The sequence below is a fragment of the Marinobacter arenosus genome (assembly GCF_019264345.1).
Lineage (GTDB): Bacteria > Pseudomonadota > Gammaproteobacteria > Pseudomonadales > Oleiphilaceae > Marinobacter > Marinobacter arenosus.
In genome coordinates this window covers 910773-934640 of the sequence record NZ_JAHVAO010000001.1, presented here as the reverse complement: position 1 = coordinate 934640, position 23868 = coordinate 910773, and the positions used below count along the sequence as shown (strand labels likewise).

Sequence of the window (23868 nt, the reverse complement as noted above, 5' to 3'; positions counted from 1 at the left end):
ACATGGGTACCTTTCTTCTTGTTTTGTTTATCGTAGTGCTGCTGGTTGCGGCCATGTCCATCGGCGTGATTTTGGGTCGTAAACCGATCAGCGGCACCTGCGGAGGGATTGGAGCGCTGGGTATCAGTCAGTCCTGCGACATTTGCGGTGGCAACACCCAGAAGTGCGAAGAGGAGAATGAACGCCTGGCCAGCGAGGGCAAGGCGGCCGAGAGCCTCACCTACGATGCCAGCAAGGCCGGCAAGCACTGATACACGCTCAATAATTGATAATACCTTTCCAAGACGTAGATAAGGAGTCACTGCGCGCATGGCAGAACATCATTACGACGTCGTCGTTATCGGCGCTGGGCCTTCCGGTGAAGGTGCGGCGATGAATGCGACGAAACATGGCAAACGTGTCGCGATCATCGAAGACAAGCCCACCGTCGGCGGTAACTGCACCCACTGGGGCACCATTCCTTCCAAGGCCCTGCGCCACTCGGTCAAGCAGATCATTACCTTCAACACCAACCAGATGTTCCGAGATATCGGCGAGCCCCGCTGGTTCTCTTTTCCGCGGGTCCTCCAGAACGCCCAGAAGGTGATCGGCAAGCAGGTTAAACTGAGAACCCAGTTCTATTCACGTAACCGCGTGGACCTGATCAACGGGCGCGCCTCCTTTATCGACAGTCACCGGCTGGAAATTCGAGGCAACAAATCGATTGAGACCCTGCATTTCAAACAGGCAATCATTGCTACCGGCTCACGGCCGTATTTGCCACCTGACGTTGATTTCCGCCACCACCGGATCTACAACTCCGATACCATCCTCAACCTGTCCCACACACCGCGAACACTGATCATCTACGGTGCCGGTGTTATTGGATCGGAGTATGCCTCGATCTTTGCCGGGCTGGGGGTCAAGGTGGACCTGATCAACCCCGGTAGCCGGCTGTTGTCGTTCCTGGACGACGAAATCTCGGATGCGCTCAGCTACCACCTGAGAAACAATGGCGTGCTGGTGCGGCACAACGAGCAGTATGAGAAGGTTGAGGGCGATGACCACGGCGTGGTTCTGTCGCTCCAGTCGGGCAAGAAGATCCGGGCGGATGCGTTTCTCTGGTGCAATGGCCGCAGCGGGAACACAGAATCCCTCGCCCTCGACAACATCGGACTGGTGCCGAATGGTCGCGGTCAGTTGGCGGTGGACGAGCATTACCGTACCGAAGTGGAAAATGTTTACGCCGCAGGCGATGTGATTGGCTGGCCGAGTCTCGCCAGCGCGGCCTATGATCAGGGGCGGTCAGCGTCGTCAGACATCGTGAGGGACGAGTATTTCCGGTTCGTCTCGGATGTGCCCACCGGTATCTACACCATTCCTGAGATCAGCTCAGTCGGCAAAACCGAGCGCGAACTGACCGAAGCCAAGGTGCCCTACGAAGTCGGGCAGGCTTTCTTCAAGGACCTGGCGCGGGCCCAGATCACCGGGGAAGCCGTCGGCATGTTGAAGATCCTGTTCCATCGGGAAAGCCGCGAAATCCTGGGTATTCACTGCTTTGGGGACCAGGCAGCCGAGATCGTGCACATCGGCCAGGCGATCATGAACCAGCAAGGCGACGCCAATTCCCTGAACTACTTCATCAATACCACGTTTAACTACCCGACCATGGCGGAAGCCTACCGGGTTGCCGCCCTGAACGGCCTGAACCGGATCTTTTGATCCGGATTCAGCCCGCGGACAGCGCTTCGTCGCCCGACAGGGTGTCCGCCTGGGCTGTGGGCAGGGACAACAGCGCCTTGGCGCGGTTATCGAAGAACATTCGGGTGCTGGTCGGGTAGTCGGTGATGATGCTGTCCACGCCCATCTCCTCCAGTTGAAGCATGTCGTGGATGCGGTTGACCGTCCAGGTTGAGACATGCAACCCCTTGCGGTGGGCGTTGGCCACCAATTCCTTCGAGCACAACTTCCAGTTCAGGCACAGGTAGTCACAGCCGAGCCGGGTGGCCATGTTCAGTGGTCGCGGGAATTTGCGTTCAGCGACCAGTCCGATCCGTATGTTTTTGTTTCGACGCCGGATTTCCTTGAGGAACCAGGTGTCTGACGAGGTGATGGCGGCGGTCTCATAGAGGTTCCGACGCTGGATGATTTCGGTGACACGGTTGCAAAGGATGTTCAGTCTTTGCCGGCTGTCCTTTTTTACTTCGAGCTGGAGATGCTGCAGATCGTCGAACTGGTCCAGCAGATCCTCCAGGGTGGGAATGCCAATCTTCCTGGGCCAGGAGCTGGTGTTGCGCCGGGCGTCCATGTCCGCCAGCTCGGCGGCGGTGTAGCTGCTGACTTCCCCTTTCCGGCCGGTGGTGCGGTCCACGGTCAGATCATGCACCAGCACCGGTCTGCCATCTTTGGAAAGCACCAGATCCAGCTCAAAATGGCGAATTCCGTGACGGTAAGCATGGACAAAACCGGGCAGGGTGTTTTCCGGAGCTTCTCCCTTGGCTCCTCTGTGTCCGTACACAATCATTCTGTGGTTTCACCTTTGAGGCGTTGGTAGATGGCTTGTCGTTTCTTCCAGGTGTCGTGGCAGAGACGAATATCTTCGAGGTAGGCCGGAAGCTCATTCATTAGCAGGGCTTGAGGTCCGTCCACCAGCGCTTTTTCCGGCTTGGGGTGGAAGTCCACGAGTACCATGTTGGCCCCGGCGATCACTCCCTGCGCGGTGGCGTGCATAACATCCAGAACCCCGTCCGGCGCCCTTTCCCGGCTTCCGACGGAATGGGATGGATCAACGCAAACTGGCATTCGGGTCAGTCGTTTTACCGCCGGAACATGAGCGAAGTCGACCATGTTCCGGTGAGGTTGACCGGCCTCGGTTTTCATTCCCCGGAGGCAGAAGATAACGTTGGCGTTGCCTTCGCTGGCCAGGTATTCGGCCGCATTCAGGGATTCATTCAGGGTGATTCCGAATCCGCGTTTGAGGAGGACGGGATAGGTGCTCTGGCGGCCGATTGCCTTGAGCAGCTCGAAGTTCTGGGTGTTACGGGTGCCAACCTGCAACATGACGCCGGTCGGGCGCCCGAGTTTCTCCAGGCAGGTATCGATCTCCTCAATGTGGCTTTCGTGGGTGATCTCCATGGCAATCACCTTGATGCCATGCTTGCCCGCTTTCTCGAACACCCAGGGCAGGCAACCCTTGCCATGTCCCTGGAACGAATAAGGGTTGGTCCTCGGCTTGTAGGCGCCCATCCGGGTGCACACCTCGCCATTGTCCTCCAGGGCCTGCATCATCATTTCCACGTGCTCGGGCACATCCACCGCGCACAGGCCGGCGAACACGTTCAGGTTGGACTGGCTGAACTCAACCCCGTTGTAGGTAAAGCCGCTCTGGCGTCGATCATCCCGATGGCGTCCGAGGATCCGGTAGTCATCGGAAATCCGGATAGCGCGCTCGACGGCAGGCAAGGCTTCCACTTCTTCCTTGTCCAGCGACTTGGTGTCGCCAAGAAGGTAGATCTCGGTCAGGCGCTGGCTCGCGCCCTGAACTTCATGAACCCGTACCGACACCCCCGGCAGATTTTCCAGGTAATCCATGGTCTGGCGATAGGCGTCGCTGTCCAGTGAGGTGTTGGGGTGAAGAATGGCTAGCATGCTGTCTCCTCGTCTTAACCGGCGCTCTCCGCCCGGTGCCGCGCTTGCATGTACTCCCGATGATTAAGATGCAGCAAGTCCGCCATTCGGCGAATCAGGTGTTCCTCGTACTTGTCGATGCGGCCGTCGGCAAACGCCACCCGCCAGATGCTTTCCAGCAGCGCTTGCTTGGACGCCTGGTCCAGGTGCTCATTGATCTGGCCGGTGAACTCGTACATGGAGGTCGCGTCGTCGGCATGGCTGAGGGCATCGGCGAGAATCGTTTCCGCCTCTTCCCGGGTGACCTGGTGCGCCTTTACTGCGCAGTCCACGATGGTCTGCATTTCCCGCTCGTCTTCATCCCGGTCGATCCGGGAAAGCTGTACCATCAGTGCCGTGGCGGCAACCGCGAGCTGATGTGGGTCAGGTTCCGATGCCGCCGTTTCCGGGGCGGCGAACAGCTTTTTCAGATGCTCTATCATGATGGGACTGCAAGGCTCCGTTCACATTGAATTCAGGCCGCTTTGGCCAGTTGCCGAACGCGGTGTTCCAGCTCAATCTGGTCAGCGGTAAAGCGCCGGATACCGTCGGCAAGTTTTTCCGTTGCCATGGCGTCTTCGTTGGATTCCCAGCGGAAAATCCGCTCGTTAACAGTGCCGGGCCGGTCGGGTGAAGTGGCACCGTTGGCAGACAGTTTGCGCGTCAGCTCACTGGTGTCGTCCTGCAACGCCTGCAAAAGCGCGGGGCTGATGGTCAATCGGTCACACCCGGCAAGCATTTCGATCTCGCCGATGTTTCTGAAGCTCGCCCCCATGACCACGGTATCGTAGCCATTGGCCTTGTAATAATTATAGATCCTTGAAACCGACAGGACGCCCGGGTCTTCGGCTGCGGGGAAGCTGTCCCGCCCGGACGTGGCGAGGTGCCAGTCCAGAATCCGGCCAACAAATGGCGAGATCAGGAAGGCGCCGGCCTGGGCGCAGGCAGCAGCTTGGATAAAGGAAAAGAGCAGGGTCAGGTTGCAGCGAATGCCTTCCTTCTCCAATTGCTCGGCCGCCCGAATGCCCTCCCAGGTGGAGGCAATCTTGATCAGGACGCGATTGGTATCGACACCGTGCTTGTCGTAGAGATCAACGAGGCGGCGGGCCCGCTCCAGTGTGCCGGCGGTATCAAACGAAAGTCGGGCGTCGACCTCGGTGGACACCACGCCGGGAATCAGGTTCAGGATTTCCCGCCCTGCCAGCACCGCCAGGCTGTCGGTGGCCATGGTCAGTTGTTCGGCATCGGAGCCGCCGTGACGTCGGGCTTCGGCGACGGCCTTGTCCAGCATGGGACGATAGCCGTCCGAGGCCGCCGCTTTCAGCAGTAGGGAAGGGTTGGTCGTGGCGTCTTCCGGCCGCCATTTGGCGATGGCGTCGAGGTCACCGGTATCGGCAACCACGGTGGTCATGGTTTTCAGTTGTTCAAGCTTATTCGTCATTCGTCCTGTCGTCCCGGTTGATCGGTTATTGATGCATCCGACTCCCGGATGCTGGCCTTTCACCTACAATAACGGGCTGGTCTGACAGGAACAAGACAACAAAAGGTATGGGGACGATTAAGCTTCCGCAATGACGGCGGTTTCCGGCTCACGGACTTTCTCAAGTGCCGCCTGCAGGACCTCGATCCCGGCGCCCGGTTTGTGAGCGTTCTCACTGATGTATCGACGGAACTGGCGTCCCCCGGGGACACCGTGGAACAGGCCGAGCAGGTGTCGGGACATGTGGGTGAGAAACACGCCGCGCTCAAGTTCACTCTGGATGAAGGGGATCATGGCCCTCAAGGTGTCATGGCGGGTGCGCGCTGGTGAGGCATCGCCAAAGAACTCGGCGTCCACGCCTGCCAGCAGCCAGGGGTTGTGGTAGGCCTCCCGGCCCAGCATCACGCCGTCGGTGTGGGCCAGGTGCCCGTGACACTCGTCAAAGGTCTTGATGCCACCGTTGATGATGATCTCGAGCTCCGGGTAGGTCTGTTTGAGGCGGTACACCCAGTCGTACTTCAGCGGTGGAATGTCGCGGTTCTCTTTCGGACTCAGTCCCTCCAGAATCGCGATCCGGGCATGAACAATGAAGGTCCGGCAACCCGCTGCCGCAACCTTTTCAATGAATTCGCACAGGTCTTCCCAGGATTCCCGGCCATCAATACCGATGCGATGCTTGACCGTCACCGGAAGGCTGGTGGCCTCGATCATTGCTTTCACGCCCTCAGCCACCTTGTCGGGATGCCCCATCAGGCAGGCGCCGATCATGTTGTTCTGGACCCGGTCGCTGGGGCAGCCCACGTTGAGATTGACCTCGTCAAAGCCAAACTGCTCCGCCAGAGCGGCGCAATGTGCCAACTCGGCGGGGTCACTGCCCCCCAGTTGCAGCGCCAGCGGGTACTCCGCCGGGTCGTGGCGCAGGAACCGTTCGGTATCGCCATGAATCAGCGCACCCGTGGTCACCATTTCCGTGTAGAGCAGGGCGTTGCGGCTCAGCAGTCGGGCCAGGTAACGGTAGTGGCTCGTGGTCCAATCCATCATCGGGGCAACGCAAAAGCGTCTTGAAATCGTGTCGGAACCGTACGGAGTCGAGGGCAGAGATTGTCCAGGGCTGTAAGGCATAATGAATTCGTTTGGTCAGTAAGTTTGTCCTGATCGGTCATTGTATCAACAAAGCAGCAGTGTTTACGTAAGTGTTTGGCGCGAAGTTCATGCAGGGCTTCATCGAAATGAGTCTGGAAGGGAAAAGGAACGGGCATGAGGAAATCCATCTTCATCACCGGCGCGGGCGCCGGAATCGGCCGGGAAACGGCCCGGCTGTTTGCATCCAAAGGCTGGTTCATCGGTGCCGCCGATCGGGATGAGCAGGCCCTGGCAGCGCTCAAGTCAGAACTGGAAGAAGGGGCCTGTTCCATTCACCTTATGGATGTGACGGACCCGACTTCGGTGGCCCGGTCGCTTGCGGATTTCGCCCGGCACACTGGTGGTACCCTTGATGTCCTGCACAACAACGCGGGAATCCTGCGGGTCGGGGCCTTCGAGGACATCGATATGGCCTCCCACAAGGCGGTGGTTGAGGTCAATGTCATCGGGCTCATGAACGTCCTGCACGTGGCCTTCCCTTATCTGAAGGCCACTTCCCGCCCGGTGGTGGTGAACATGAGTTCGGCATCGGCGGCCTATGGCATTCCCGACTTTGCCTCGTATTCGGCGAGCAAACACGCCGTCCGTGCCTTGACGGAGGCATTGGATATCGAGTGGGAGCCACATGGAATCCGGGTCTGTGACCTTATGCCGCCGTTCGTGAAAACCGCCATGGTCCATGACAATGCCGGTGCCTCGCGCCTTTTCGACAGCCTCGGCGTCAACCTCAGGCCGGAGGAGGTCGCCCGTGAGGTCTGGGAACAGGTACGTTCGCCCAGGTTGCATCGGCCCATCTCCGCCCAGTTCAAGGCACTCTGGCCCGTGGCCCGTTCAGCTCCGGCGTCAGTGACGCGGGCGGTCCTGAAGAGACTGCGCCAGGGCTGATCCTCCCGGTTTGTCTATGGGACGGGCCGCGGTCCATTTGTTATGCTGCATAGCTTCCTAATGACGGGGCGGCGTATGCGTGGCTCCTGACGGCCTTGGAGTTTGCATCTATGCCGGTGATGGTTCAGGCGCTTGTTCCGGTTTTTGTCCTGATTTTGCTCGGTCACCTGTTTCGACGCTGGGATTTTCCCGGTGGTGATTTCTGGCCGAGGGCAGAGCGCTTCACCTATTACGTTCTTTTTCCGGCCATGCTGGTGTTCAAGTTGGGCCAGGCTCGTCTGCCCGCTTCGGCATACTCCGACATTGCCCTGCTGATCTGCGCCATGCTGCTGGCGATGACGCTGGCACTGTGGGTCGTTCAGTGGTTCTGGAAATGGCCCGGTCCGGTTTTCTCTTCTGTCTACCAGGGCGCCATCCGTTTCAACTCCTACGTGGGTCTTGCCGCCGGCGGCATGTTGCTCGGGGATGAGGGGTTGTCGCTCACGGCGATCGCCGTAGCCATTATGGTGCCCTTGCTGAACCTGATGTGCATTCTGATGTTCTCGCTGGTGGCCAGCCAGGATCCGGTTCGTTTCCGACCGGTGATGAAGGCAATCATCACCAACCCACTGATTGTCGGGTCGGTGATCGGTGTGGTCTGGAGCTTTTTCGAGATCGGTTTCCATCCCCTGCTGGCCGGGATCCTGTCCCCACTCAGTGATCTGGCGCTGCCCATGGGGCTGATGACCGTCGGTGCGGGTCTTCAACTGAAGGCGCTCAGGGGGGCGTCCATGCCCTTCCTTGTGTCGTCCATTCTGAAACTGTTTGCGTTTCCCCTGATGGCGGCGGGGCTCGCCTTGATGCTGGGGCTGGACGGGCTGCTCGTTCAGGTGGTGATCCTGCTGGCAACGTTGCCTACGGCCACGTCGGCCTACATTCTGGCGAGGCAACTGGGCGGCGATGCCCCATTAATGGCAGGCATCATCAGCGGTCAGACCTTGCTCGCCATGGCGTCCATCCCTTTAATGCTCGGTATTCTCTGGTAGGCACTTCAATACGGCCTCGGCAATGCTGAGTTGGAAAGCCCGGTACCCGTCTGCGGTGACTTCGATGTCCGTGGCCAGGGGATCCCAGGTGCTGAAGGTTACGTCCAGACCCTCGGTGATGGAGGTCCACCACTGGCGGTTGAACTGCGGTTCGGTCAATAGGCACGGGTGGTTGGCCTTGCGCAATTTGGACTGAACCTCGGCAACGTGTCGGGCACCGGGTGACAACTCCGGATTGAGGGTCAGGACATCCTCCAGTGAAAGCCCGTAGTGTCCGGCGAACCGGGTGAATGCGCTGTGGTAGGCAAACAGGCTGAGTTCATGGGTGGGCGCCAGTTTCTCGCGGATGAGGGATTCGGTTTCCGCCAGGCTCGTCTCGAATCGGGCGAGGTTTTGGTCCAGTGTCGCCCGGTCAGCGTCTTCCAACCCGGACAGGGTCTCGTGGATCTCTTTGGCCATGCCGAGCGCAAGAACGGGATCCAGCCAGACATGGGGGTCCTCGCCGTCACCATGATCATGCGCATGGGTTTCTCCGGCATGGTCGTCGTGCCCTTCCTCTTCCTCGTCGGCGTGTGTGTCTTCAGTCATGAAGGCCACGGTTCGGTCCCGGAACTCGTCGCCCTGAAGAAGGCGATCGAGAAAGCTTTCGACGTCCGGTCCGACCCAGAAAATCACGTCGGCGTTTTCGAGCGCACGCCGCTGGGACGGCCGCATGCTGTACGTGTGCGGGCTGGAGCCCGCGGGTACGAGGGTGCTGGATCTGACATCGTCACTGGCGATGGCCCGAACCAGCAGCTCCAGGGGCTTGATGGAGGTAACAACTTCGGTGGCGGTACCCAGAGCGGGCGCGGTAAATAACAGTCCGGCGAGAAGGGTGCTGGTGGCTTTGGCGTAAGCTCGGGGCATGGTTGGGCGTATCCTGATTCATTTGATGGAATGTTATAATGTTACATTATTGCGTGCGGCTCGCCAATAGTCGGTCGGGCATTGCCGGATTGGGGTCTTCGCGCCGGCGGGTCATGCGAAATCCAGAGCGGGTCGGTATAATGCCGGGCTTAATAAACGGCCACCGACATTTCAGGAAGGTTTCATGACAGTACGTACCCGAATTGCTCCATCACCCACCGGTGACCCTCACGTTGGTACCGCCTACGTGGCCCTGTTCAATCTCTGCTTTGCGCGTCAGCATGGCGGCCAGTTCATCCTGCGGATTGAAGACACTGACCAGGCCCGCAGTACGGCGGAATCCGAACGCGACATTCTTCAGGCACTGCGCTGGTTGGGGCTGAACTGGGATGAGGGTCCCGATGTCGGTGGTCCCCACGGTCCGTATCGTCAGTCTGAGCGCAAGGACTCTTACAAACAGTACGCTGAAGACCTGGTTACGGCAGGCCATGCCTTTTATTGTTTCCGCACGCCGGAAGAGCTGGAAGCGATTCGGGAAGAGCGCAAGGCTCAGGGGCTGAATCCGGGCATCAAAGGCGATCTGGAGTTGCCGGAAGAGGAGGTAAAGCGTCGCCTGGATGCCGGTGAAGCCCATGTGATCCGGATGAAGGTTCCAGACGAGGGCGTCTGTGAAATTCAGGACATGCTGCGCGGCACCATTGAAATCGACTGGGCGCAGGTGGACTGCCAGATCCTGCTGAAATCGGATGGCATGCCCACCTACCACCTCGCCAACGTGGTGGACGATCACAAGATGGGCATTACCCACGTGCTGCGTGGCGAAGAGTGGATCAACTCTGCGCCCAAGCACAAGCTGCTATACCAGTACTTTGGCTGGGATATGCCGGAACTCTGCCATCTGCCGCTGCTGCGTAACCCGGACAAGAGCAAGTTGTCGAAGCGCAAGAACCCAACCAGCATCAATTTCTACGAGCGCATGGGCTTCCTTCCGGAAGCGGTGACCAACTACCTTGGCCGCATGGGGTGGTCGATGCCGGACGAGCGTGAAAAATTCACGCTCGACGAGATGATCGAGAACTTTGATATTCAGCGCGTGTCCCTGGGTGGCCCCGTGTTCGATGTCGAGAAGCTGCGTTGGCTCAATGGCCAGTGGCTGCGCGATGAACTGTCCGATGAGCAGTTCATGGAGCGCATGCGCCAGTGGTGGTTCAACGAGGATGCGCTGCAGGCGCTGGTGCCCCATATCAAGGGCAGGGCGGAAGTGTTCTCAGATGTTGCGCCGATGGCCAACTTCATGTTCTCCGGCATGCTCGATTTGAGCCCGGACGATTTTGCCCACAACAAGCTGGACGAGGCGCAGATCAAGCGCGTCCTCCAGTTTACCCTGTGGAAGCTGGAAGCCCAGCGGCACTGGAGCAAGGAAAACATCTTCGCGGACATCAAAGCCCTGGCCAAAGCCATGGAGTTGAAAATGGGCGACTTCATGTTCTCCATCTTCGTTGCCGTCGCCGGCACGCCCAATTCCTGGTCGGTGATGGATTCCATGGACCTGCTGGGGCCGGACATGACCCGTTCCCGTTTGCGGCATGCCCTGGAAGTGCTGGGTGGTTTCTCCAAGAAAGAGACCAAGCGAGTGGAAAAAGAGTACGCCGCATTGGGTGCTTAGTGACCGCTTTGGTGACGAAATAAACGGCTTGGACAGGGATGTTCAGAAAACTTTAAAAAAGTGCGATTCAAAGGTTGACGCCCATAGGGCGGATCCTTAATATACGCAGCCGTTGAGGGGCCATAGCTCAGCTGGGAGAGCGCAACACTGGCAGTGTTGAGGTCGGCGGTTCGATCCCGCCTGGCTCCACCAATTTCTAGTCCCCTTCGTCTAGTGGCCTAGGACTCCGCCCTTTCACGGCGGCAACAGGGGTTCGAACCCCCTAGGGGACGCCAATTCGGCTTGACGGTTTAGTCCACCGGATAGCCATCAAAAAAACCGCCTTCGGGCGGTTTTTTTGTGTCTGCAGATATCCTGGTCAGAGAGCCCCGTCATCCTTGGGGCACAGCCACGCATCGGCACTAGCGGGCTGCGATGGCGCCCTTGCCAACACCCTCGTAGGCTTTGACCCGAATGGTGTCGGTGGGAAACTCCAATTTCAGCTTGTCCGCGATATGGGCGGCAATCAATTCCACGGTGGTGTCGGTGTCGAGCATGTAGACCCGTTCCTCGGGCAGGGTCAGCGCAAACTCGCCCTGGTTAGCCTCGTATTCGAAGGTCACATACCGAACCCCATCGGTACCGACGTGGCGCCTCACCACGTCTTCTTCGGAGCCCACGTAGATGTCCCGCCAGAGCTTGGACCAGCGGCGCTCCAGGTCGTGGTCCCGATGGCCGTTGCGGTCGATCCGGATGGGTGATCGGTGCCCGTGGGCAATCCGCTGGCAGTTGCCCAGATGCTTTTTCAGGCCATGCACGTAGTGATAGTAGGCCCCTTCAATCACCTCTTCCCGCAGATTGATCTCCACGGTGGTGACGTTTGCGGGTAGGACCGCCTTGAGTTCATGTTCGAGCAGGCTGGCAACCGCTGACGGCACCACTCGCTCCGAGGACAGCCACACCAACGCCTCATCCGGAGAGCGATGGATGATTTCACTGCCGTCAGTCAGGGCCCAGTGAAAGGTGTCGGGTTCTTCCTCGTTCCAGGCAAGACCCTCGTAACCACGGGGAATGACAAGCCGGTGGTCCACGCGCTCGTCGATGATCCGTTTAATGGTCCGTTTCACGTTGCTGAAATCGAACACCATACCCTGATCATCGAGTTCGCCGCCCAGCACCACATCGGCAATCCAGCTCTCGCCGACCAGGCCGCGGGTAGGGTCCAGGTAGGCGAAATCAATGACGGTGAGGTTGTCCACAAAAAGGTGATTCATTAAAAGTCCGGGCGGGTATGGTTGAATGATGGCGGAATTCTAGCAAAAATCACTGAAACCGGCAGTCTGGTTCTGCTCCAGGCATCACCTATCTGACTATCGAGACGCTTATCATAAACCTATCCCCACGCGTAACTGATCAGGAATTTCCGACACTTATCCTTGCTGCAGGCGCTTCCAGCCGATACGGCCGGCCCAAGATGTTGCTCCCCATGGGGGGCCAGCAGGGCATTCTGCTGGACCGGGCCATTGAGCTGGGGCGGGTTCTCAGTCGGGACGTTCGGGTGGTCTGTGGCGCCTGGTACCCACTGATCCGGTTTCGCTGCTCGTCGCAGCCGACAGCCTGGCTCAGGTCGCCAGATTGGCACCGGGGGCTGTCGGCTTCCCTGGCAACCGGCCTGGCGAGCCTGGGGCCAAAAGCCCGCGGGGTCTTTGTCCTGGTGGCGGACCAGCCACTGCTGGATGTGGATTCGCTGAGGGCGTTTGGTGAGGCCGCCCGGTTTGTCCCCAACCAACCAGTGGCCGCGGATTACCATGGTCGCCCCGGCGTACCCGCCTATCTGCCAAGGTGGCTCTGGCCAGAGGTGATGGCGCTGGAGGGGGATCGTGGTGCTGGCCCGTTGCTGGCCAGTGTCCGGGCGACCAGGGTGGATATTCCCGGTGTCCACGACGATGTGGACACCCCGGAGGACTGGCAGGACGTGCGTTCGCGGCTCAGCCAAACAGGCCGGACAGCCAGGCGATCCCGACGCTGAATATACCCAGACTGACCGCCAGACCGACGGTGTAGATCTTGGAGGATGCCGACCGCTGCTGGGCCACAAAAAGGTCGATGGTGCGCTGGGCGATATCCTCGGCGGTTTCCCGGGAGATCTCATGGGCCTGCTGGATGGCCTCTGACTGAAGGGTCTGCCAGAACTCGGTGTCGATGGTCTGCACGCTGGTGATGTGGTCCTTCAGTTCCGCCATGTGGTCGGCGGTAAACCCGGAATTGCTCTTCAGTTCCCGCTTCAGGTCCGACAGCTCACGGGCGAGGTTGAGGTTCACTTCGGCAGCCACATCGTCCCGCAGATGTTTGGTGCGGTCCTCGACCAGTTTGGCCACGCCGGCCAGCCGCTCTTCGATAGCGCTCTCCTGGCGGCTTCTCGATTCATCCAGGGCTCGTTTCAGATGGTCGAACTGCTCGTCAAACAGGGAACTGAGCAGCTCGTGCAGGCGGTTATTGATGTGGGTTTTCACCGCGGAACGAGCAATTTGCTCAATCAGGTCGCTGGTGAGTGGCACCACGTTGGAGGCCTCGCTACTCTGGGTGGCGGCGTCCTCACCATCGGATTTCATCGACAGTTCCACCGAGGCATCGTCAGGAATATTCAGCAGGTCATCGGTGGCACTGTCGTCGGAATCGACATCGGGTGGTTCCGGCAGGGTGCCTTCGGTGACATCCCGGTCCAGTTGCTCAAGGACGAGGGACAGGCCCTCGGTCTGCGGTGGCTTGGTGAGAATGTTGTAAACGCCGAAGTTTTTCGCTTCTTCCATGAAAGTTGACGACTTCTTGGAGGTGCACATGATGATCGGGATGGCGGCGGTTTCCGGATTGCCCTTGATCGCCTTGGTTGCCTCCACGCCGTTCATGCCGGGCATGAGGTGATCCATGAAAATCACATCCGGGCGATCAGAGCCGTTCAGGAAATCCAGGGCTTCCTCGGCCGATCCTGCCATGTTCACTTCCATGTCACGACTTTCCAGCAGCTTGCTCAGGGCAAACCGTGCCACCTTGGAGTCGTCCACCAGCAGAGCGTTCTTGATCGCCATGTCACTACCTCAATCGTTTACTGCAAACGCATGTGTGATCGGGCTGATGCCAGTTACCAGCCTTCCAGTGTCGGGCATTGAGTGGCCCGGTAGCTCTTGTCCCGATAGCACACACCGGGCTCGGTTGTGCGGGCGGTGAAGATTTCACCGGCCGCGGTTGTCAGACGGACCTGTCCGTAGGGCTCGCCGTGGCGGAACGTTGCCTCGATGGAGCTGCCGTTGGGGTTCAGTAGCAGGCCCTTGCCGTGGAACTTCCCTTCAATGTATTCGCCTTCGTATTTTTTGCCATCGGCAAAAACTTCGGAGCCGGTTCCGTGGAATTCACCGTTGGAGAATTCGCCTTCATAATGCCGGCCATCGGGGTAGGTCAGTGAACCGCGGCCGTGGAACTGGTTGTCGCGGAAGCCGCCCACGTACAGCATGCCGTCCGCGGTGGTTAACGAGCCATGGCCATTCAGGCGTCCTTCTTTCCAGAACCCGGTCAGAATGTCGCCATTGGCCTTGGTGAGGGTGCCCTTGCCGCTGAACTGGTTGTCGCTGAATTCGCCAGCGTAGCGAGCGCCATCAGCACTTCGCCAGGTTCCTTCTCCATCCCGCTGGCCTTCGTTCCAGCTGCCATCAAAGCGGCTGCCGTTGGGGTACCAGGCCGTTCCCTCGCCATGAAACTTCCCATCCACGAACTGGCCCTCGTAGCGCAGTCCCTCTGCATCTTCGTAGGTGCCATCGCCGGTTTTCACACCGCCGACCCAGTTGCCCTTTTGATAATTGACGGTGGTGTAGGCCTCGAGCTTGCCGACGAGGGTCATTTCGTTGCCGGCTTCAAGCGAAACCTGCCGGCTCCAGTCCTTGAATCCGGGCTTGCTGATGGTCACGTCGTAACGACCGGGTTCCAGGTCCAGGTCAAGTCGGGTGGCGCCGTAGGCTTCGCCGTTTATGGTGACGCTGTCGCCGACCACATTTGAGCGCAGAACAAGGGTGCCGGTGGTCGGAGTCGGTTTTGCCGGTGCCGGGGGCGGCGCCACGTCGGTTCGGGTCGCCAGGGCCGCTGGGGGCTCAGCAACGGCCAGCACGGTGGTTTCTTCCGGCATGGGCGGTACGCTGAATGGTTCTGCTTCCGCGTTCGGCCGGCGGGGCGGCTCTGTTGATGCGGGCGTTGTTGGTTCCGGCTTATTGGCCGAGGCGAGAATCTCGGTTTCGGCCTGGGCCTGAATGGGATCAGGCATCTCGACGGACTCGGCAAATACATCGGATTGCGCGGTGCCGGGCTCTCGGGTGTCTGTTGCCGCCGCAACGGCCTGCTCAACGGCAGGGGGCTCGGCCGTCACCACGGCATCCATGTCATCCTGTACCGAAGCAAAACCGGCGGTCACCAGAAGCATCAGGGCCAGTGCGTTGATGAACAGAAGCGGTCTGAAATCGACCATGTGGAACCTCGTGAGCCTGCATTCTCAGAATTCTGTCTACCTCTGCATCTTAACCAGTACGTGCAAAGTTATGTAACAGAAAGTGTCTGGAGTTAACGAGAATGCAGGCCAAATCACACTTTGTCCGGAAGCTGATCATGATTGAGCTGCTCCCAGGACCTCATGTACACATCGGCTTCATATTCATAGGGCGAGCGGAAGGGGGTCAACACGAAGTCGAAGACAAGGAAAATAAAGCCGATTGACGCCCAGGCAATGGTCAGGGTGCTGATCGTGGTTGCCTGAACTTCGGGGTTGGAACTGGTGAATTCCTGCAGGATGGGTATCAGATCCGTTGCCATGACCACCGGATTGAAGCTGGAGAGCACAAACGGTATCCAGAAGGCGATGAAAATGGGGAAGAAGCCGAAGGACCACAGAATCCGCCGCAGCAGGTAGATCGCAACTTCCCGCCAGAAACGTTGCCTGATCTCCGGAACCTTGCGGATGCGTTCCAGGTACCGCCGGCGTTCAGCCCAGTATACGGCTACTTCCGGGGCATCCACGGCCTTGGTGTGAGGTGAATAGGTGGTCATGGGTCGCAGGGCTACCTTATCGCTTCTGGACTGTGCATGATAATCGATACTACGTGTTACCCTACAAGTCTCCAATCGTTAAAGACAGGATAGTTTGAATGGCTGCAGTGATCGACAACGCAACCCATCCGGCCTTTGAGAAGCTTCGCAGTCACCGGATTGGCACCCTCAATCTGGATGTTGAGGAGTATCGTCACAAGAAGACCGGAGCCCGTCACCTGCACCTGGCAGCGGACAACGATGAGAACGTCTTTTTCGTAGCGCTCCGGACTTTCCCCATGGATTCAACGGGCGTGGCCCACATTCTGGAGCATACCGCGCTGTGCGGGAGTGAGCGTTATCCGGTACGGGATCCGTTCTTCATGATGATCCGTCGCTCGCTCAACACCTTCATGAACGCGTTCACCAGCAGTGACTGGACCGCCTATCCGTTTGCCAGCATGAATCGCAAGGACTTTGACAACCTGTTGTCGGTCTATCTGGATTCGGTGTTTTTCTCCAAGCTGGACCAACTGGATTTCGCCCAGGAAGGCCATCGGCTGGAGTTCGATACGCCGGATAATCCGGACACCGACCTGGTATACCGGGGGGTGGTCTACAACGAGATGAAAGGCGCCATGAGCTCGCCCACCTCGCAGTTGTGGCAGAACCTCAGTAGTCACCTGTTCCCGACCACCACCTATCACTACAACAGCGGTGGCGAGCCGGACCACATCGTCGACCTGAGCTACGACGACCTGGTGAAGTTTTACCGTCATCATTACCACCCGAGCAACGCCATATTCGCAACCTACGGCAATATCCCGGCCCATGAACATCATGAGCGATTCGAGGAGCTGGCCCTGAAGCGGTTCGACCGTCTGGACATCGAACTGCCGGTGCGCGACGAGAAGCGCATGTTCTCGCCGGTGCGGGTTGAGCAGGGGTATGCCGTCAACGAAGGTGAGGGCACCGAGAAAAAGACCCACATCGTTATGGGCTGGCTGCTCGGTCACAGCTTTGATCTCCAGGAAAACCTCGAGGGCCAGCTTCTGTCCGCGGTGTTGCTGGAGAACAGTGCATCGCCCCTGATGCGAGCTCTGGAAACCACGGATCTCGGGCATGCGCCGTCACCCATGTGCGGTCTCGAAGATTCCAATCGGGAAATGACGTTTGTCTGCGGTATTGAAGGCAGTGAGCCCGAGAAGCACAAGGAACTTGAGTCGCTGATTGAAGGCACCCTGAAGAAGGTGGCCGAAGAAGGTGTCAGCGAGGCGCGTCTGGAGGCCATTCTGCACCAGCTGGAACTGCACCAGCGCGAGATCGCCGGCGATCAGTTCCCCTACGGCCTGCAACTGATCATGAGCGCGATTGCGCCCATGGTTCATGGTGGCGACCCGGTGGAGTTGCTGGACCTTGAGCCGGTGCTGGAAACGTTGCGCGAAAAGATTCGGGATCCCAAGTATGTGCCGGACCTGATCCGTCGCAAGCTTCTGGAAAATCCGCATCGGGTGACGCTGACCCTGCGCCCGGACGACAAGCTGGAACATCATCGCCAGCAGGCGATTCGTGAGGCACTGGCGCGTCGCAAGGCCGAGCTGACCGACACGGACATCCAGGAAATCGTCGAGCGTGCCAAAGCGCTGGAAGAGCGTCAGATGCGCAAGGACGACGATTCCATCCTGCCTAAAGTGGATCTGTCCGACGTGCCGGTGCAGATGCCGGAGCCTGAATCCCGCTACGACGGGGATATTGCCGCGACGGTATTCGCCCGTGGCACCAACGGTCTGGTGTATGAACAGGTGGTGGTGCCCGTCCCCGCACTGACCGAGGAAGAGCTGTTGCTGGTGCCGTATTACACCACGCTGATTTCGGAAGTGGGCTGTGGCGATCTCGACTACCTGCAGATGCAGGATCGCATTTCAGCGGAATCGGGCGGCATTGGCGCCTCCTTCAGTGCCAAGGGGAAAATTGACGATGTGCAGGACCTGTCCGGGTACATTGTCTTCAACGGCAAGGCCCTGGCCCGGAACCGGAGTGAGCTGACTGCGTTGCTCCGGGACGTATACACCGGTGCTCGTTTTGATGAGAAGGAACGGATCCGGGAGATCATTGCCCAGATCCGTGCCCGGCGGGAACAGGCGGTTACCGGGAGCGGTCACGCGCTGGCCATGGGCGCCGCCGCCCAAGGCATGAGCCCCGGTTCCTGGCTGTCGTTCCGGCTCGGCGGTCTCGCCGGTATCCGGGGGACCAAACAGCTGGACCAGACGCTGGATGACCCGAAGGAGCTGGAGGAGCTGTGTGCGAAATTGGCGGCCCTGCACGACAGGATCCGCAACCAGAGTCGCGAATTCCTGGTCGTTGGCGAGGAAGATCAACTGCCGGCCATGGTGGACGATCTGAAATCCTGCTGGCAGGGCGAGGCGGGTACCGAGACGTCACCGTGGAAGATCGAGCCGGTCAACTACACCACCCGCGAAGCGTGGTTGGCCTCCACCCAGGTAAATTTCTGCGCCAAGGCCTACAGCACGGTGGCGGTGGATCACCCTGATGCGGCCGCGCTGACCGTACTGGGGGGCTTTCTGCGCAACGGTTACCTGCACCGGGCGATCCGCGAGAAGGGCGGTGCCTACGGTGGTGGTGCTGGCCAGGACAGCGTCAATGGAACCTTCCGGTTCTTCTCTTACCGGGATCCCCGTCTGGCTGAAACGCTGGACGATTTCGATCGCGCGCTGGAGTGGCTGCAGACCACCGACCACGATTACCAGGAGCTGGAAGAGTCCATCCTGGGCGTTATCGGCCAGCTGGATCGACCACGCTCTCCGGCAGGGGCAGCCCGGCATGCGTTCCACAACAAGCTGTTCGGTCGTAGCCCGGAGCAACGTGCCCGGTTCCGAGAGCGGGTGCTGGCGGTTACGCTCGATGACCTCAGGCGGGTGGCCAGCACCTGGCTGGTACCGGAGAAGGCGAGCACTGCGGTTGTCACCAGTCCCGAAAACCGAAAGGTTGTCGAGGAGCTCGGTCTGGCGATTGAGGAAATGTAACGCAGCATGGAAAGCGGAATGAAAAAAGAGGGCCTTCAGGCCCTCTTTTTTTGCGTCAGCGGTTCCGCTTGAGACCGGTGGTGACCATGATTCGGGTGGAGATTTCCTCCACCGAGTACGCGGTGGTGTTCAGGTAAGGAATCCGTTCCCGCCGGTACATCAGTTCGATTTCCTCGATTTCATGCATGCACTGTTTCAGTGACGAGTACCGCGAGTTGGGGCGGCGCTCATTCCGAATGGTGGCGAGTCGTTCGGGCTCTATGGTCAGCCCGAAGATCTTCTCTTTGTGGGGTTTGAGGGCGGCAGGCATTTGCTGATCCTCAAGGTCCTCCTCGGTGATCGGATAATTCGCGGCTTTGACCCCGTATTGAAGCGCCAGGTACAGGCAGGTCGGGGTCTTGCCACTGCGGGAGGCGCCGACAAGGATGAGGTCGGCTTCGTCATAATGGCGAATGCGCGCACCGTCATCGTTGTCCAGGGCAAAGTTCACCGCGTTGATGCGGCGCTCGTAGCTGCCCTCGTTATTGATGGAGTGCGACTTGCCCACCGTGTAGGACGACGAGGACTGAAGTTCCTGCTCCAACGGACTGAGGAAGGTCCCGAAAATGTCCACCATGAAGCCGTCGGCCGTGGCGATCACGTCCCGGATGTCGCTGTTGACGATGGTGTCGAACACCAGTGGCGCCGCGTTGTCGGTTTCAGCGGCTTTGTTGATGCGCGTCACCATGTCCCGGGCCTTTTCCTCGTCATCGATGTAAGGCACAGTCACGCGCTCAAATTCGATTTTTTCAAACTGGGCCAGAAGGCTGTGACCGAGAGCCTCGGCGGTCAGGCCGGTGCCATCGGAAATAAAGAAAGCAGTGCGTTTCATGGTGTCTCGTCCGGTTCCGTATTTGGCGGGTTCCCTAGGTAATTGCCGCAGGTTACAGTATCATACACGCCAAGTTCGAGACTCCGCAGTGGATATTGCCCGCTTTTGCCGCTAGATACCGCTGGCCCGGTTATGCTCTTTGCTTCACAGACTCAAGGGAGACGTGCTTTGGAAGATTACATTATCTGGTTTGATCACCTGGGAATGTCCGATGTTGACCGGGTGGGCGGGAAAAACGCCTCTCTCGGTGAAATGATCAGTAATCTCGCCAACGCAGGTGTTACCGTTCCCGGCGGTTTCGCCACGACAGCTCATGCTTACCGTGAATTCCTGGCCACCGATGGCCTGAAAGACAAGATCGATAACGCCCTCGATGCGCTCGATGTGAATGACGTCAACGAACTGGCCCGTGTGGGTGCGCAGATTCGTCAGTGGATCATCGATACGGATTTCCCGGACGTTCTCGAGAATGCCCTGGCGGAAGCCTACAGCAAGCTCCAGGCGGGGAATGAACACATGGCCGTTGCCGTGCGTTCGTCCGCCACGGCTGAAGACCTGCCGGACGCCTCGTTTGCCGGCCAGCAGGAAACCTTCCTGAACGTGGTCGGCCTGCAGCAGGTTCGCACCTCTGTAAAGGAAGTGTTTGCCTCCCTGTTCAACGATCGCGCGATTTCCTACCGGGTGCACCACGGCTTTGATCATAAGCTGGTGGCGTTGTCTGCCGGTATCCAGAAAATGGTGCGCAGTGAAACCGCCGCCAGTGGCGTCATGTTCACGCTCGACACCGAGTCCGGGTTCCGGGACGTGGTGTTCGTGACCGCTTCTTACGGCCTGGGCGAAACCGTGGTTCAGGGGGCCGTGAACCCGGACGAGTTCTACGTTCACAAGCCCACACTGGCAGAAGGCCGGCCTGCCGTGCTGCGTCGCAATCTCGGCAGCAAGGCCATCAAGATGGTGTACCACACCAGCCCCGATGCCAGTGAGTTTGTCGAGACCGTGAAGGTTGAGCAGGAAGAGCGCAATCGCTTTTGTATCACCGATGCGGAAGTGGAAGAGCTGGCCAAGCAGGCCATGATCATCGAGAAGCACTACCAGCGTCCGATGGACATCGAGTGGGCGAAAGATGGCGACGATGGCCGGATCTACATCGTTCAGGCCCGTCCAGAAACGGTCAAGAGCCGTGCCTCCGCCAACGTAATGGAGCGCTACCTGCTGAATGAAACCGGCAAGGTGCTGGTGGAAGGTCGCAGCATCGGCCACAAGATCGGCAGCGGTCCGGTGAAGATCATCACCAGCATCAAGGAAATGGATCGGGTGCAGGCCGGCGACGTGCTGGTTACCGACATGACCGACCCGGACTGGGAACCGGTCATGAAGCGTGCCTCGGCGATTGTGACTGATCGTGGCGGGCGTACCTGCCACGCCGCCATTATTGCCCGGGAGCTGGGTATTCCGGCCGTGGTCGGTTGCGGCGATGCCACCGAGCTTCTGAAAGACGGTCAGGAAGTCACGGTATCCTGTGCCGAAGGCGACACCGGGATGATTTACGAGGGTGCGCTGGACTTTGAGCTGCGTGAAAATACCGTCGATTCCATGCCCAATATTCCGTTCAAGATCATGATGAACGTGGGCAACCCGGACCGCGCGTTTGATTTTCAGGCGCTGCCGAACGAAGGCGTTGGCCTGGCTCGTCTTGAATTCATCATCAACCGCATGATCGGCGTGCATCCGAAGGCACTGTTGAACTTTGACGGTCTGCCGCGCGACATCAAGCAGACGGTCGAGAAGCGCATTTCTGGCTACAGTTCACCGGTGGATTTCTACGTGGACAAGCTGGTGGAGGGTATCTCGACCCTGGCCGCGGCTTTTGCACCGAAGAAAGTGATCGTGCGTCTGTCGGATTTCAAATCCAATGAATACGCCAACCTGATCGGCGGTACGCTCTATGAGCCGGATGAAGAAAACCCGATGCTCGGTTTCCGTGGCGCGTCCCGTTACATTTCCGAGACCTTCCGCGACTGTTTCGAGCTGGAATGCCGGGCGCTGAAGAAAGTGCGCAATGAAATGGGGCTGACCAACGTAGAGGTTATGGTGCCGTTTGTACGCACGGTGGGCGAAGCCGAGCAGGTGGTGAACCTGCTGGCCGAGAACGGTCTGAAGCGGGGCGAAAACGGCCTGCGCGTGATCATGATGTGCGAATTGCCGGCCAACGCGTTGCTGGCGGATCAGTTCCTGGAGCATTTCGATGGCTTCTCCATTGGCTCCAACGACCTGACCCAGCTTACCCTCGGCCTCGATCGGGATTCCGGTATCATCGCGCACCTGTTTGACGAGCGTAATGACGCGGTCAAGGCGCTGCTGTCCAACGCTATCCAGGCGTGCAAGAAGGCCGGTAAGTATATTGGCATCTGCGGCCAGGGGCCGTCGGATCACCCCGATCTGGCCAAGTGGCTGATGGACCAGGGCATCGATACCGTGTCGCTGAATCCGGACTCGGTGCTGGATACCTGGTTCTTCCTGGCTGACGAGAAGATCGACTGAGCCCATTGCAGGAATAAGGAGAGCGAGACGTGACAGAGATCATTACACCCGACCTGTGTGACGAGTTTCCGGACGTTCAGGTTGTCGAGCCCGGTTTCAATAATTACGGCGGCAACAAGGCGTTCGGGGGCGAAATCGTCACCGTGAAGTGCTTTGAGGATAACTCGGTCGTGAAAGAGCAGGTTGGTCAGCCTGGTAATGGCCGGGTCATGGTCGTCGATGGTGGCGCATCCAAACGCCATGCTCTGCTGGGAGACATGCTGGCGGAAAAAGCGGCGACGAATGGCTGGGCCGGTCTTATCATCTATGGCTGTGTGCGGGATGTCGATGAAATCGGCAAGACCGCGTTGGGCGTGCAGGCGCTGGGAACCCATCCGCGCAAGAGCGAGAAGCGTGGCCTGGGAGATCTGAACGTGGCGGTGACATTTGGCGGGGTGACCTTCCATCCGGGCCACTACGTTTACGCCGACAACAACGGCATCATCGTTTCCGAGAAGCCTCTGGTCTGAGGCGCTCATTACCGCGGAACGCAGTGGATGCTGCCTTCCGCGGTTTTCTTCAGCTTACCTCGTTAATGGTTGCACCCAGCAGGTAACCGTCACCATCCGGTTCGCAGCGCAATACCTCACAAACGGTTTCCAGTGGCGGAATCTGGTCGCCAGTAGGGCGTAGCAGCGTTTTCAGTTCTTCACCCACGACCACCGGTCGCTTCACGAACAGCTGCATGCCAGCGGCGCTGAGGTCCCGGCAAATGCCGGTAAACGTCTCACCATTGCTATCGGTCAACTCGATCTCTGAGTTCACCTGCATTCGGTGAAAGTCCCGCTTCTCCGAGTAATCCCGCATGGCATCAGGCCCAGTTGTCGGTTTTTCTTGTTGGTTTCAGCATCGGAATAATCAGTGCCAGAAGAACACCGCCGAGAACGAGGCCGGCTCCGAGTAACATGAAATCCGATTCCTTGCTGGCTTCCAGGCGCTCGTTTTCCGCCGTCAGCACTTCCAGGTCGTTACGGATCTTCTGGTTTTCTTCGCGGAGTTCCCGGTTCCGGCGCTCCAGATTGATGGAGTCTGCCGCGATGCTCTTGATGCGTTGCAGCTCTTGTTGGAGCGCCTGGGAGCGGTCCGAGAGGGAAGACTCGGAACTCTGAAGGGAATTGCGCTCCTTGGTCACTTCGGAGAGTTGTTCCTTAACCTGTGACAGCTCATTTCGGGTCTGCTCCAGTTCGCGATTCGCCCGCTGGAGGCGGTCTGCGGCAATCGGTGTGTCGCTCAGATACTGGCTGGAGACCCAGCCTTCGGTGCCCTTGGGCGTGCGTACGCGCGTGTAACCGGATTCTGTCGTTTCCAGGACCTCCAGCGGTGTCCCGCTCGGAACGGCATTTTCGATGATCCGGAACTGGGTGCCGGCCCCGGCCCGAACGGGCAGGTACAGCTGGTCATCAACCCAGACGGTTTTTGCCTGGGCAACTGCCACGGAAGACACAACAAACAGCACACTGATAAGAAGACGGAAAGGCGTCACTGGATACGATCCCTGAGTTAGACGGTTAAAAAGCAGTCATGAATCAAAGGCGCAATTTTGTCACAGATAATAGGCCATTCAAGCGGGCCCGCATTAC

The 23868-nt window shown here is 59.0% G+C and carries 22 protein-coding genes and 2 tRNA genes; 11 read left to right on the top strand and 13 right to left on the bottom strand.

Features of this window, described 5'->3' with window-relative positions; genetic code table 11:
- Window positions 1-2: 2 nt before the first annotated feature.
- Both nqrM and sthA read left to right on the top strand, forming a co-directional pair.
- Window positions 3-251, top strand: coding sequence for a (Na+)-NQR maturation NqrM (gene nqrM / locus KXD86_RS04250; RefSeq protein ID WP_218634825.1), 249 nt, complete (start codon window positions 3-5; stop codon window positions 249-251).
- A 58-nt stretch (window positions 252-309) separates the two neighbouring features.
- Window positions 310-1701, top strand: a complete 1392-nt coding sequence (gene sthA, locus KXD86_RS04245; protein WP_218634824.1) for a Si-specific NAD(P)(+) transhydrogenase — start codon at window positions 310-312, stop codon at window positions 1699-1701.
- 7 nt (window positions 1702-1708) lie between these two features.
- On the opposite strand, the gene KXD86_RS04240 is transcribed toward sthA, so the two are convergent.
- The 5 genes from KXD86_RS04240 to dusA form a co-directional block, all read right to left on the bottom strand.
- Complete coding sequence (locus tag KXD86_RS04240; protein ID WP_218634823.1) at window positions 1709-2503, bottom strand: glycerophosphodiester phosphodiesterase; 795 nt, start codon at window positions 2501-2503, stop codon at window positions 1709-1711.
- Window positions 2500-3627: a 3-deoxy-7-phosphoheptulonate synthase gene (locus KXD86_RS04235; RefSeq protein ID WP_218634822.1), complete on the bottom strand. Its 1128-nt coding sequence runs from the start codon at window positions 3625-3627 to the stop codon at window positions 2500-2502. The genes KXD86_RS04240 and KXD86_RS04235 overlap by 4 nt, the downstream gene beginning before the upstream one ends.
- Before the next feature lie 14 nt (window positions 3628-3641).
- Window positions 3642-4088, bottom strand: coding sequence for a tellurite resistance TerB family protein (locus KXD86_RS04230; protein WP_218634821.1), 447 nt, complete (start codon window positions 4086-4088; stop codon window positions 3642-3644).
- A 32-nt stretch (window positions 4089-4120) separates the two neighbouring features.
- Window positions 4121-5086, bottom strand: coding sequence for a transaldolase (tal, locus tag KXD86_RS04225; RefSeq protein ID WP_218634820.1), 966 nt, complete (start codon window positions 5084-5086; stop codon window positions 4121-4123).
- A gap of 117 nt (window positions 5087-5203) precedes the next feature.
- Entirely contained in the window at window positions 5204-6247 is a 1044-nt protein-coding gene (dusA, locus tag KXD86_RS04220; protein WP_218634819.1) for a tRNA dihydrouridine(20/20a) synthase DusA, read from the bottom strand.
- A 135-nt stretch (window positions 6248-6382) separates the two neighbouring features.
- Between dusA and KXD86_RS04215 the strand changes: the two genes are divergently transcribed.
- Both KXD86_RS04215 and KXD86_RS04210 read left to right on the top strand, forming a co-directional pair.
- On the top strand, window positions 6383-7153 hold the full coding sequence (locus KXD86_RS04215) for an SDR family oxidoreductase (RefSeq protein ID WP_218634818.1): 771 nt from the start codon (window positions 6383-6385) through the stop codon (window positions 7151-7153).
- Window positions 7154-7263: 110 nt separating this feature from the next.
- Entirely contained in the window at window positions 7264-8178 is a 915-nt protein-coding gene (locus KXD86_RS04210) for an AEC family transporter (protein ID WP_218634817.1), read from the top strand.
- Here the strand turns inward: KXD86_RS04210 and KXD86_RS04205 are convergent.
- Window positions 8155-9084, bottom strand: coding sequence for a zinc ABC transporter substrate-binding protein (locus KXD86_RS04205; RefSeq protein ID WP_218634816.1), 930 nt, complete (start codon window positions 9082-9084; stop codon window positions 8155-8157). The genes KXD86_RS04210 and KXD86_RS04205 overlap by 24 nt on opposite strands.
- A 184-nt stretch (window positions 9085-9268) precedes the next feature.
- Between KXD86_RS04205 and gltX the strand changes: the two genes are divergently transcribed.
- The 3 genes from gltX to KXD86_RS04190 all read left to right on the top strand — a co-directional run bounded on the left by gltX (window position 9269) and on the right by KXD86_RS04190 (window position 11025).
- A complete protein-coding gene (gene gltX / locus KXD86_RS04200) occupies window positions 9269-10750 on the top strand; it encodes a glutamate--tRNA ligase (protein ID WP_218634815.1) in 1482 nt (493 codons plus the stop codon).
- Between the two features lie 116 nt (window positions 10751-10866).
- Window positions 10867-10942, top strand: a tRNA-Ala gene (locus KXD86_RS04195).
- A 7-nt stretch (window positions 10943-10949) separates the two neighbouring features.
- Window positions 10950-11025 (top strand) — tRNA-Glu (locus tag KXD86_RS04190).
- A gap of 126 nt (window positions 11026-11151) precedes the next feature.
- Here the strand turns inward: KXD86_RS04190 and KXD86_RS04185 are convergent.
- Entirely contained in the window at window positions 11152-12003 is an 852-nt protein-coding gene (locus KXD86_RS04185) for a 6-carboxytetrahydropterin synthase (RefSeq protein ID WP_218634814.1), read from the bottom strand.
- Window positions 12004-12086: 83 nt separating this feature from the next.
- On the opposite strand from KXD86_RS04185, the gene KXD86_RS04180 reads away from it, so the two are divergent.
- Complete coding sequence (locus KXD86_RS04180; RefSeq protein WP_218636720.1) at window positions 12087-12758, top strand: nucleotidyltransferase family protein; 672 nt, start codon at window positions 12087-12089, stop codon at window positions 12756-12758.
- On the opposite strand, the gene KXD86_RS04175 is transcribed toward KXD86_RS04180, so the two are convergent.
- The 3 genes from KXD86_RS04175 to KXD86_RS04165 all read right to left on the bottom strand — a co-directional run bounded on the left by KXD86_RS04175 (window position 12718) and on the right by KXD86_RS04165 (window position 15814).
- Window positions 12718-13815 carry a response regulator gene (locus KXD86_RS04175; RefSeq protein ID WP_218634813.1) on the bottom strand — a complete coding sequence of 366 codons (1098 nt, stop codon included), beginning with the start codon at window positions 13813-13815 and terminating at the stop codon, window positions 12718-12720. The genes KXD86_RS04180 and KXD86_RS04175 overlap by 41 nt on opposite strands.
- Window positions 13816-13868: 53 nt before the next feature.
- Window positions 13869-15239, bottom strand: a complete 1371-nt coding sequence (locus KXD86_RS04170) for an MORN repeat-containing protein (RefSeq protein ID WP_218634812.1) — start codon at window positions 15237-15239, stop codon at window positions 13869-13871.
- Between the two features lie 113 nt (window positions 15240-15352).
- Entirely contained in the window at window positions 15353-15814 is a 462-nt protein-coding gene (locus KXD86_RS04165) for a hypothetical protein (RefSeq protein ID WP_218634811.1), read from the bottom strand.
- 98 nt (window positions 15815-15912) lie between these two features.
- Between KXD86_RS04165 and KXD86_RS04160 the strand changes: the two genes are divergently transcribed.
- Window positions 15913-18837 (top strand): insulinase family protein, encoded by a 2925-nt coding sequence (locus KXD86_RS04160; protein ID WP_218634810.1) that lies wholly within the window; start codon window positions 15913-15915, stop codon window positions 18835-18837.
- Between the two features lie 55 nt (window positions 18838-18892).
- On the opposite strand, the gene ppsR is transcribed toward KXD86_RS04160, so the two are convergent.
- A complete protein-coding gene (ppsR, locus tag KXD86_RS04155; RefSeq protein ID WP_218634809.1) occupies window positions 18893-19708 on the bottom strand; it encodes a posphoenolpyruvate synthetase regulatory kinase/phosphorylase PpsR in 816 nt (271 codons plus the stop codon).
- A gap of 168 nt (window positions 19709-19876) precedes the next feature.
- On the opposite strand from ppsR, the gene ppsA reads away from it, so the two are divergent.
- Complete coding sequence (gene ppsA / locus KXD86_RS04150; RefSeq protein WP_218634808.1) at window positions 19877-22249, top strand: phosphoenolpyruvate synthase; 2373 nt, start codon at window positions 19877-19879, stop codon at window positions 22247-22249.
- 29 nt (window positions 22250-22278) lie between these two features.
- On the top strand, window positions 22279-22758 hold the full coding sequence (gene rraA / locus KXD86_RS04145; RefSeq protein WP_218634807.1) for a ribonuclease E activity regulator RraA: 480 nt from the start codon (window positions 22279-22281) through the stop codon (window positions 22756-22758).
- Window positions 22759-22807: 49 nt separating this feature from the next.
- Here the strand turns inward: rraA and KXD86_RS04140 are convergent, their stop codons facing one another.
- On the bottom strand, window positions 22808-23095 hold the full coding sequence (locus KXD86_RS04140) for a PilZ domain-containing protein (protein WP_218634806.1): 288 nt from the start codon (window positions 23093-23095) through the stop codon (window positions 22808-22810).
- Between the two features lie 4 nt (window positions 23096-23099).
- Window positions 23100-23771, bottom strand: a complete 672-nt coding sequence (locus KXD86_RS04135; RefSeq protein ID WP_218634805.1) for a TIGR04211 family SH3 domain-containing protein — start codon at window positions 23769-23771, stop codon at window positions 23100-23102.
- Between the last annotated feature and the right edge of the window lie 97 nt (window positions 23772-23868).

What these genes read in the sequence shown, in the direction of transcription:
- nqrM (WP_218634825.1), top strand. Translation starts at nt 3, where the DNA reads ATGGGTACCTTTCTTCTTGTTTTGTTTATCGTAGTGCTGCTGGTTGCG.
- sthA (WP_218634824.1), top strand. Translation starts at nt 310, where the DNA reads ATGGCAGAACATCATTACGACGTCGTCGTTATCGGCGCTGGGCCTTCC.
- KXD86_RS04240 (WP_218634823.1), bottom strand. Translation starts at nt 2,503, where the DNA reads ATGATTGTGTACGGACACAGAGGAGCCAAGGGAGAAGCTCCGGAAAAC.
- KXD86_RS04235 (WP_218634822.1), bottom strand. Translation starts at nt 3,627, where the DNA reads ATGCTAGCCATTCTTCACCCCAACACCTCACTGGACAGCGACGCCTAT.
- KXD86_RS04230 (WP_218634821.1), bottom strand. Translation starts at nt 4,088, where the DNA reads ATGATAGAGCATCTGAAAAAGCTGTTCGCCGCCCCGGAAACGGCGGCA.
- tal (WP_218634820.1), bottom strand. Translation starts at nt 5,086, where the DNA reads ATGACGAATAAGCTTGAACAACTGAAAACCATGACCACCGTGGTTGCC.
- dusA (WP_218634819.1), bottom strand. Translation starts at nt 6,247, where the DNA reads ATGCCTTACAGCCCTGGACAATCTCTGCCCTCGACTCCGTACGGTTCC.
- KXD86_RS04215 (WP_218634818.1), top strand. Translation starts at nt 6,383, where the DNA reads ATGAGGAAATCCATCTTCATCACCGGCGCGGGCGCCGGAATCGGCCGG.
- KXD86_RS04210 (WP_218634817.1), top strand. Translation starts at nt 7,264, where the DNA reads ATGCCGGTGATGGTTCAGGCGCTTGTTCCGGTTTTTGTCCTGATTTTG.
- KXD86_RS04205 (WP_218634816.1), bottom strand. Translation starts at nt 9,084, where the DNA reads ATGCCCCGAGCTTACGCCAAAGCCACCAGCACCCTTCTCGCCGGACTG.
- gltX (WP_218634815.1), top strand. Translation starts at nt 9,269, where the DNA reads ATGACAGTACGTACCCGAATTGCTCCATCACCCACCGGTGACCCTCAC.
- KXD86_RS04185 (WP_218634814.1), bottom strand. Translation starts at nt 12,003, where the DNA reads ATGAATCACCTTTTTGTGGACAACCTCACCGTCATTGATTTCGCCTAC.
- KXD86_RS04175 (WP_218634813.1), bottom strand. Translation starts at nt 13,815, where the DNA reads ATGGCGATCAAGAACGCTCTGCTGGTGGACGACTCCAAGGTGGCACGG.
- KXD86_RS04170 (WP_218634812.1), bottom strand. Translation starts at nt 15,239, where the DNA reads ATGGTCGATTTCAGACCGCTTCTGTTCATCAACGCACTGGCCCTGATG.
- KXD86_RS04165 (WP_218634811.1), bottom strand. Translation starts at nt 15,814, where the DNA reads ATGACCACCTATTCACCTCACACCAAGGCCGTGGATGCCCCGGAAGTA.
- KXD86_RS04160 (WP_218634810.1), top strand. Translation starts at nt 15,913, where the DNA reads ATGGCTGCAGTGATCGACAACGCAACCCATCCGGCCTTTGAGAAGCTT.
- ppsR (WP_218634809.1), bottom strand. Translation starts at nt 19,708, where the DNA reads ATGAAACGCACTGCTTTCTTTATTTCCGATGGCACCGGCCTGACCGCC.
- KXD86_RS04140 (WP_218634806.1), bottom strand. Translation starts at nt 23,095, where the DNA reads ATGCGGGATTACTCGGAGAAGCGGGACTTTCACCGAATGCAGGTGAAC.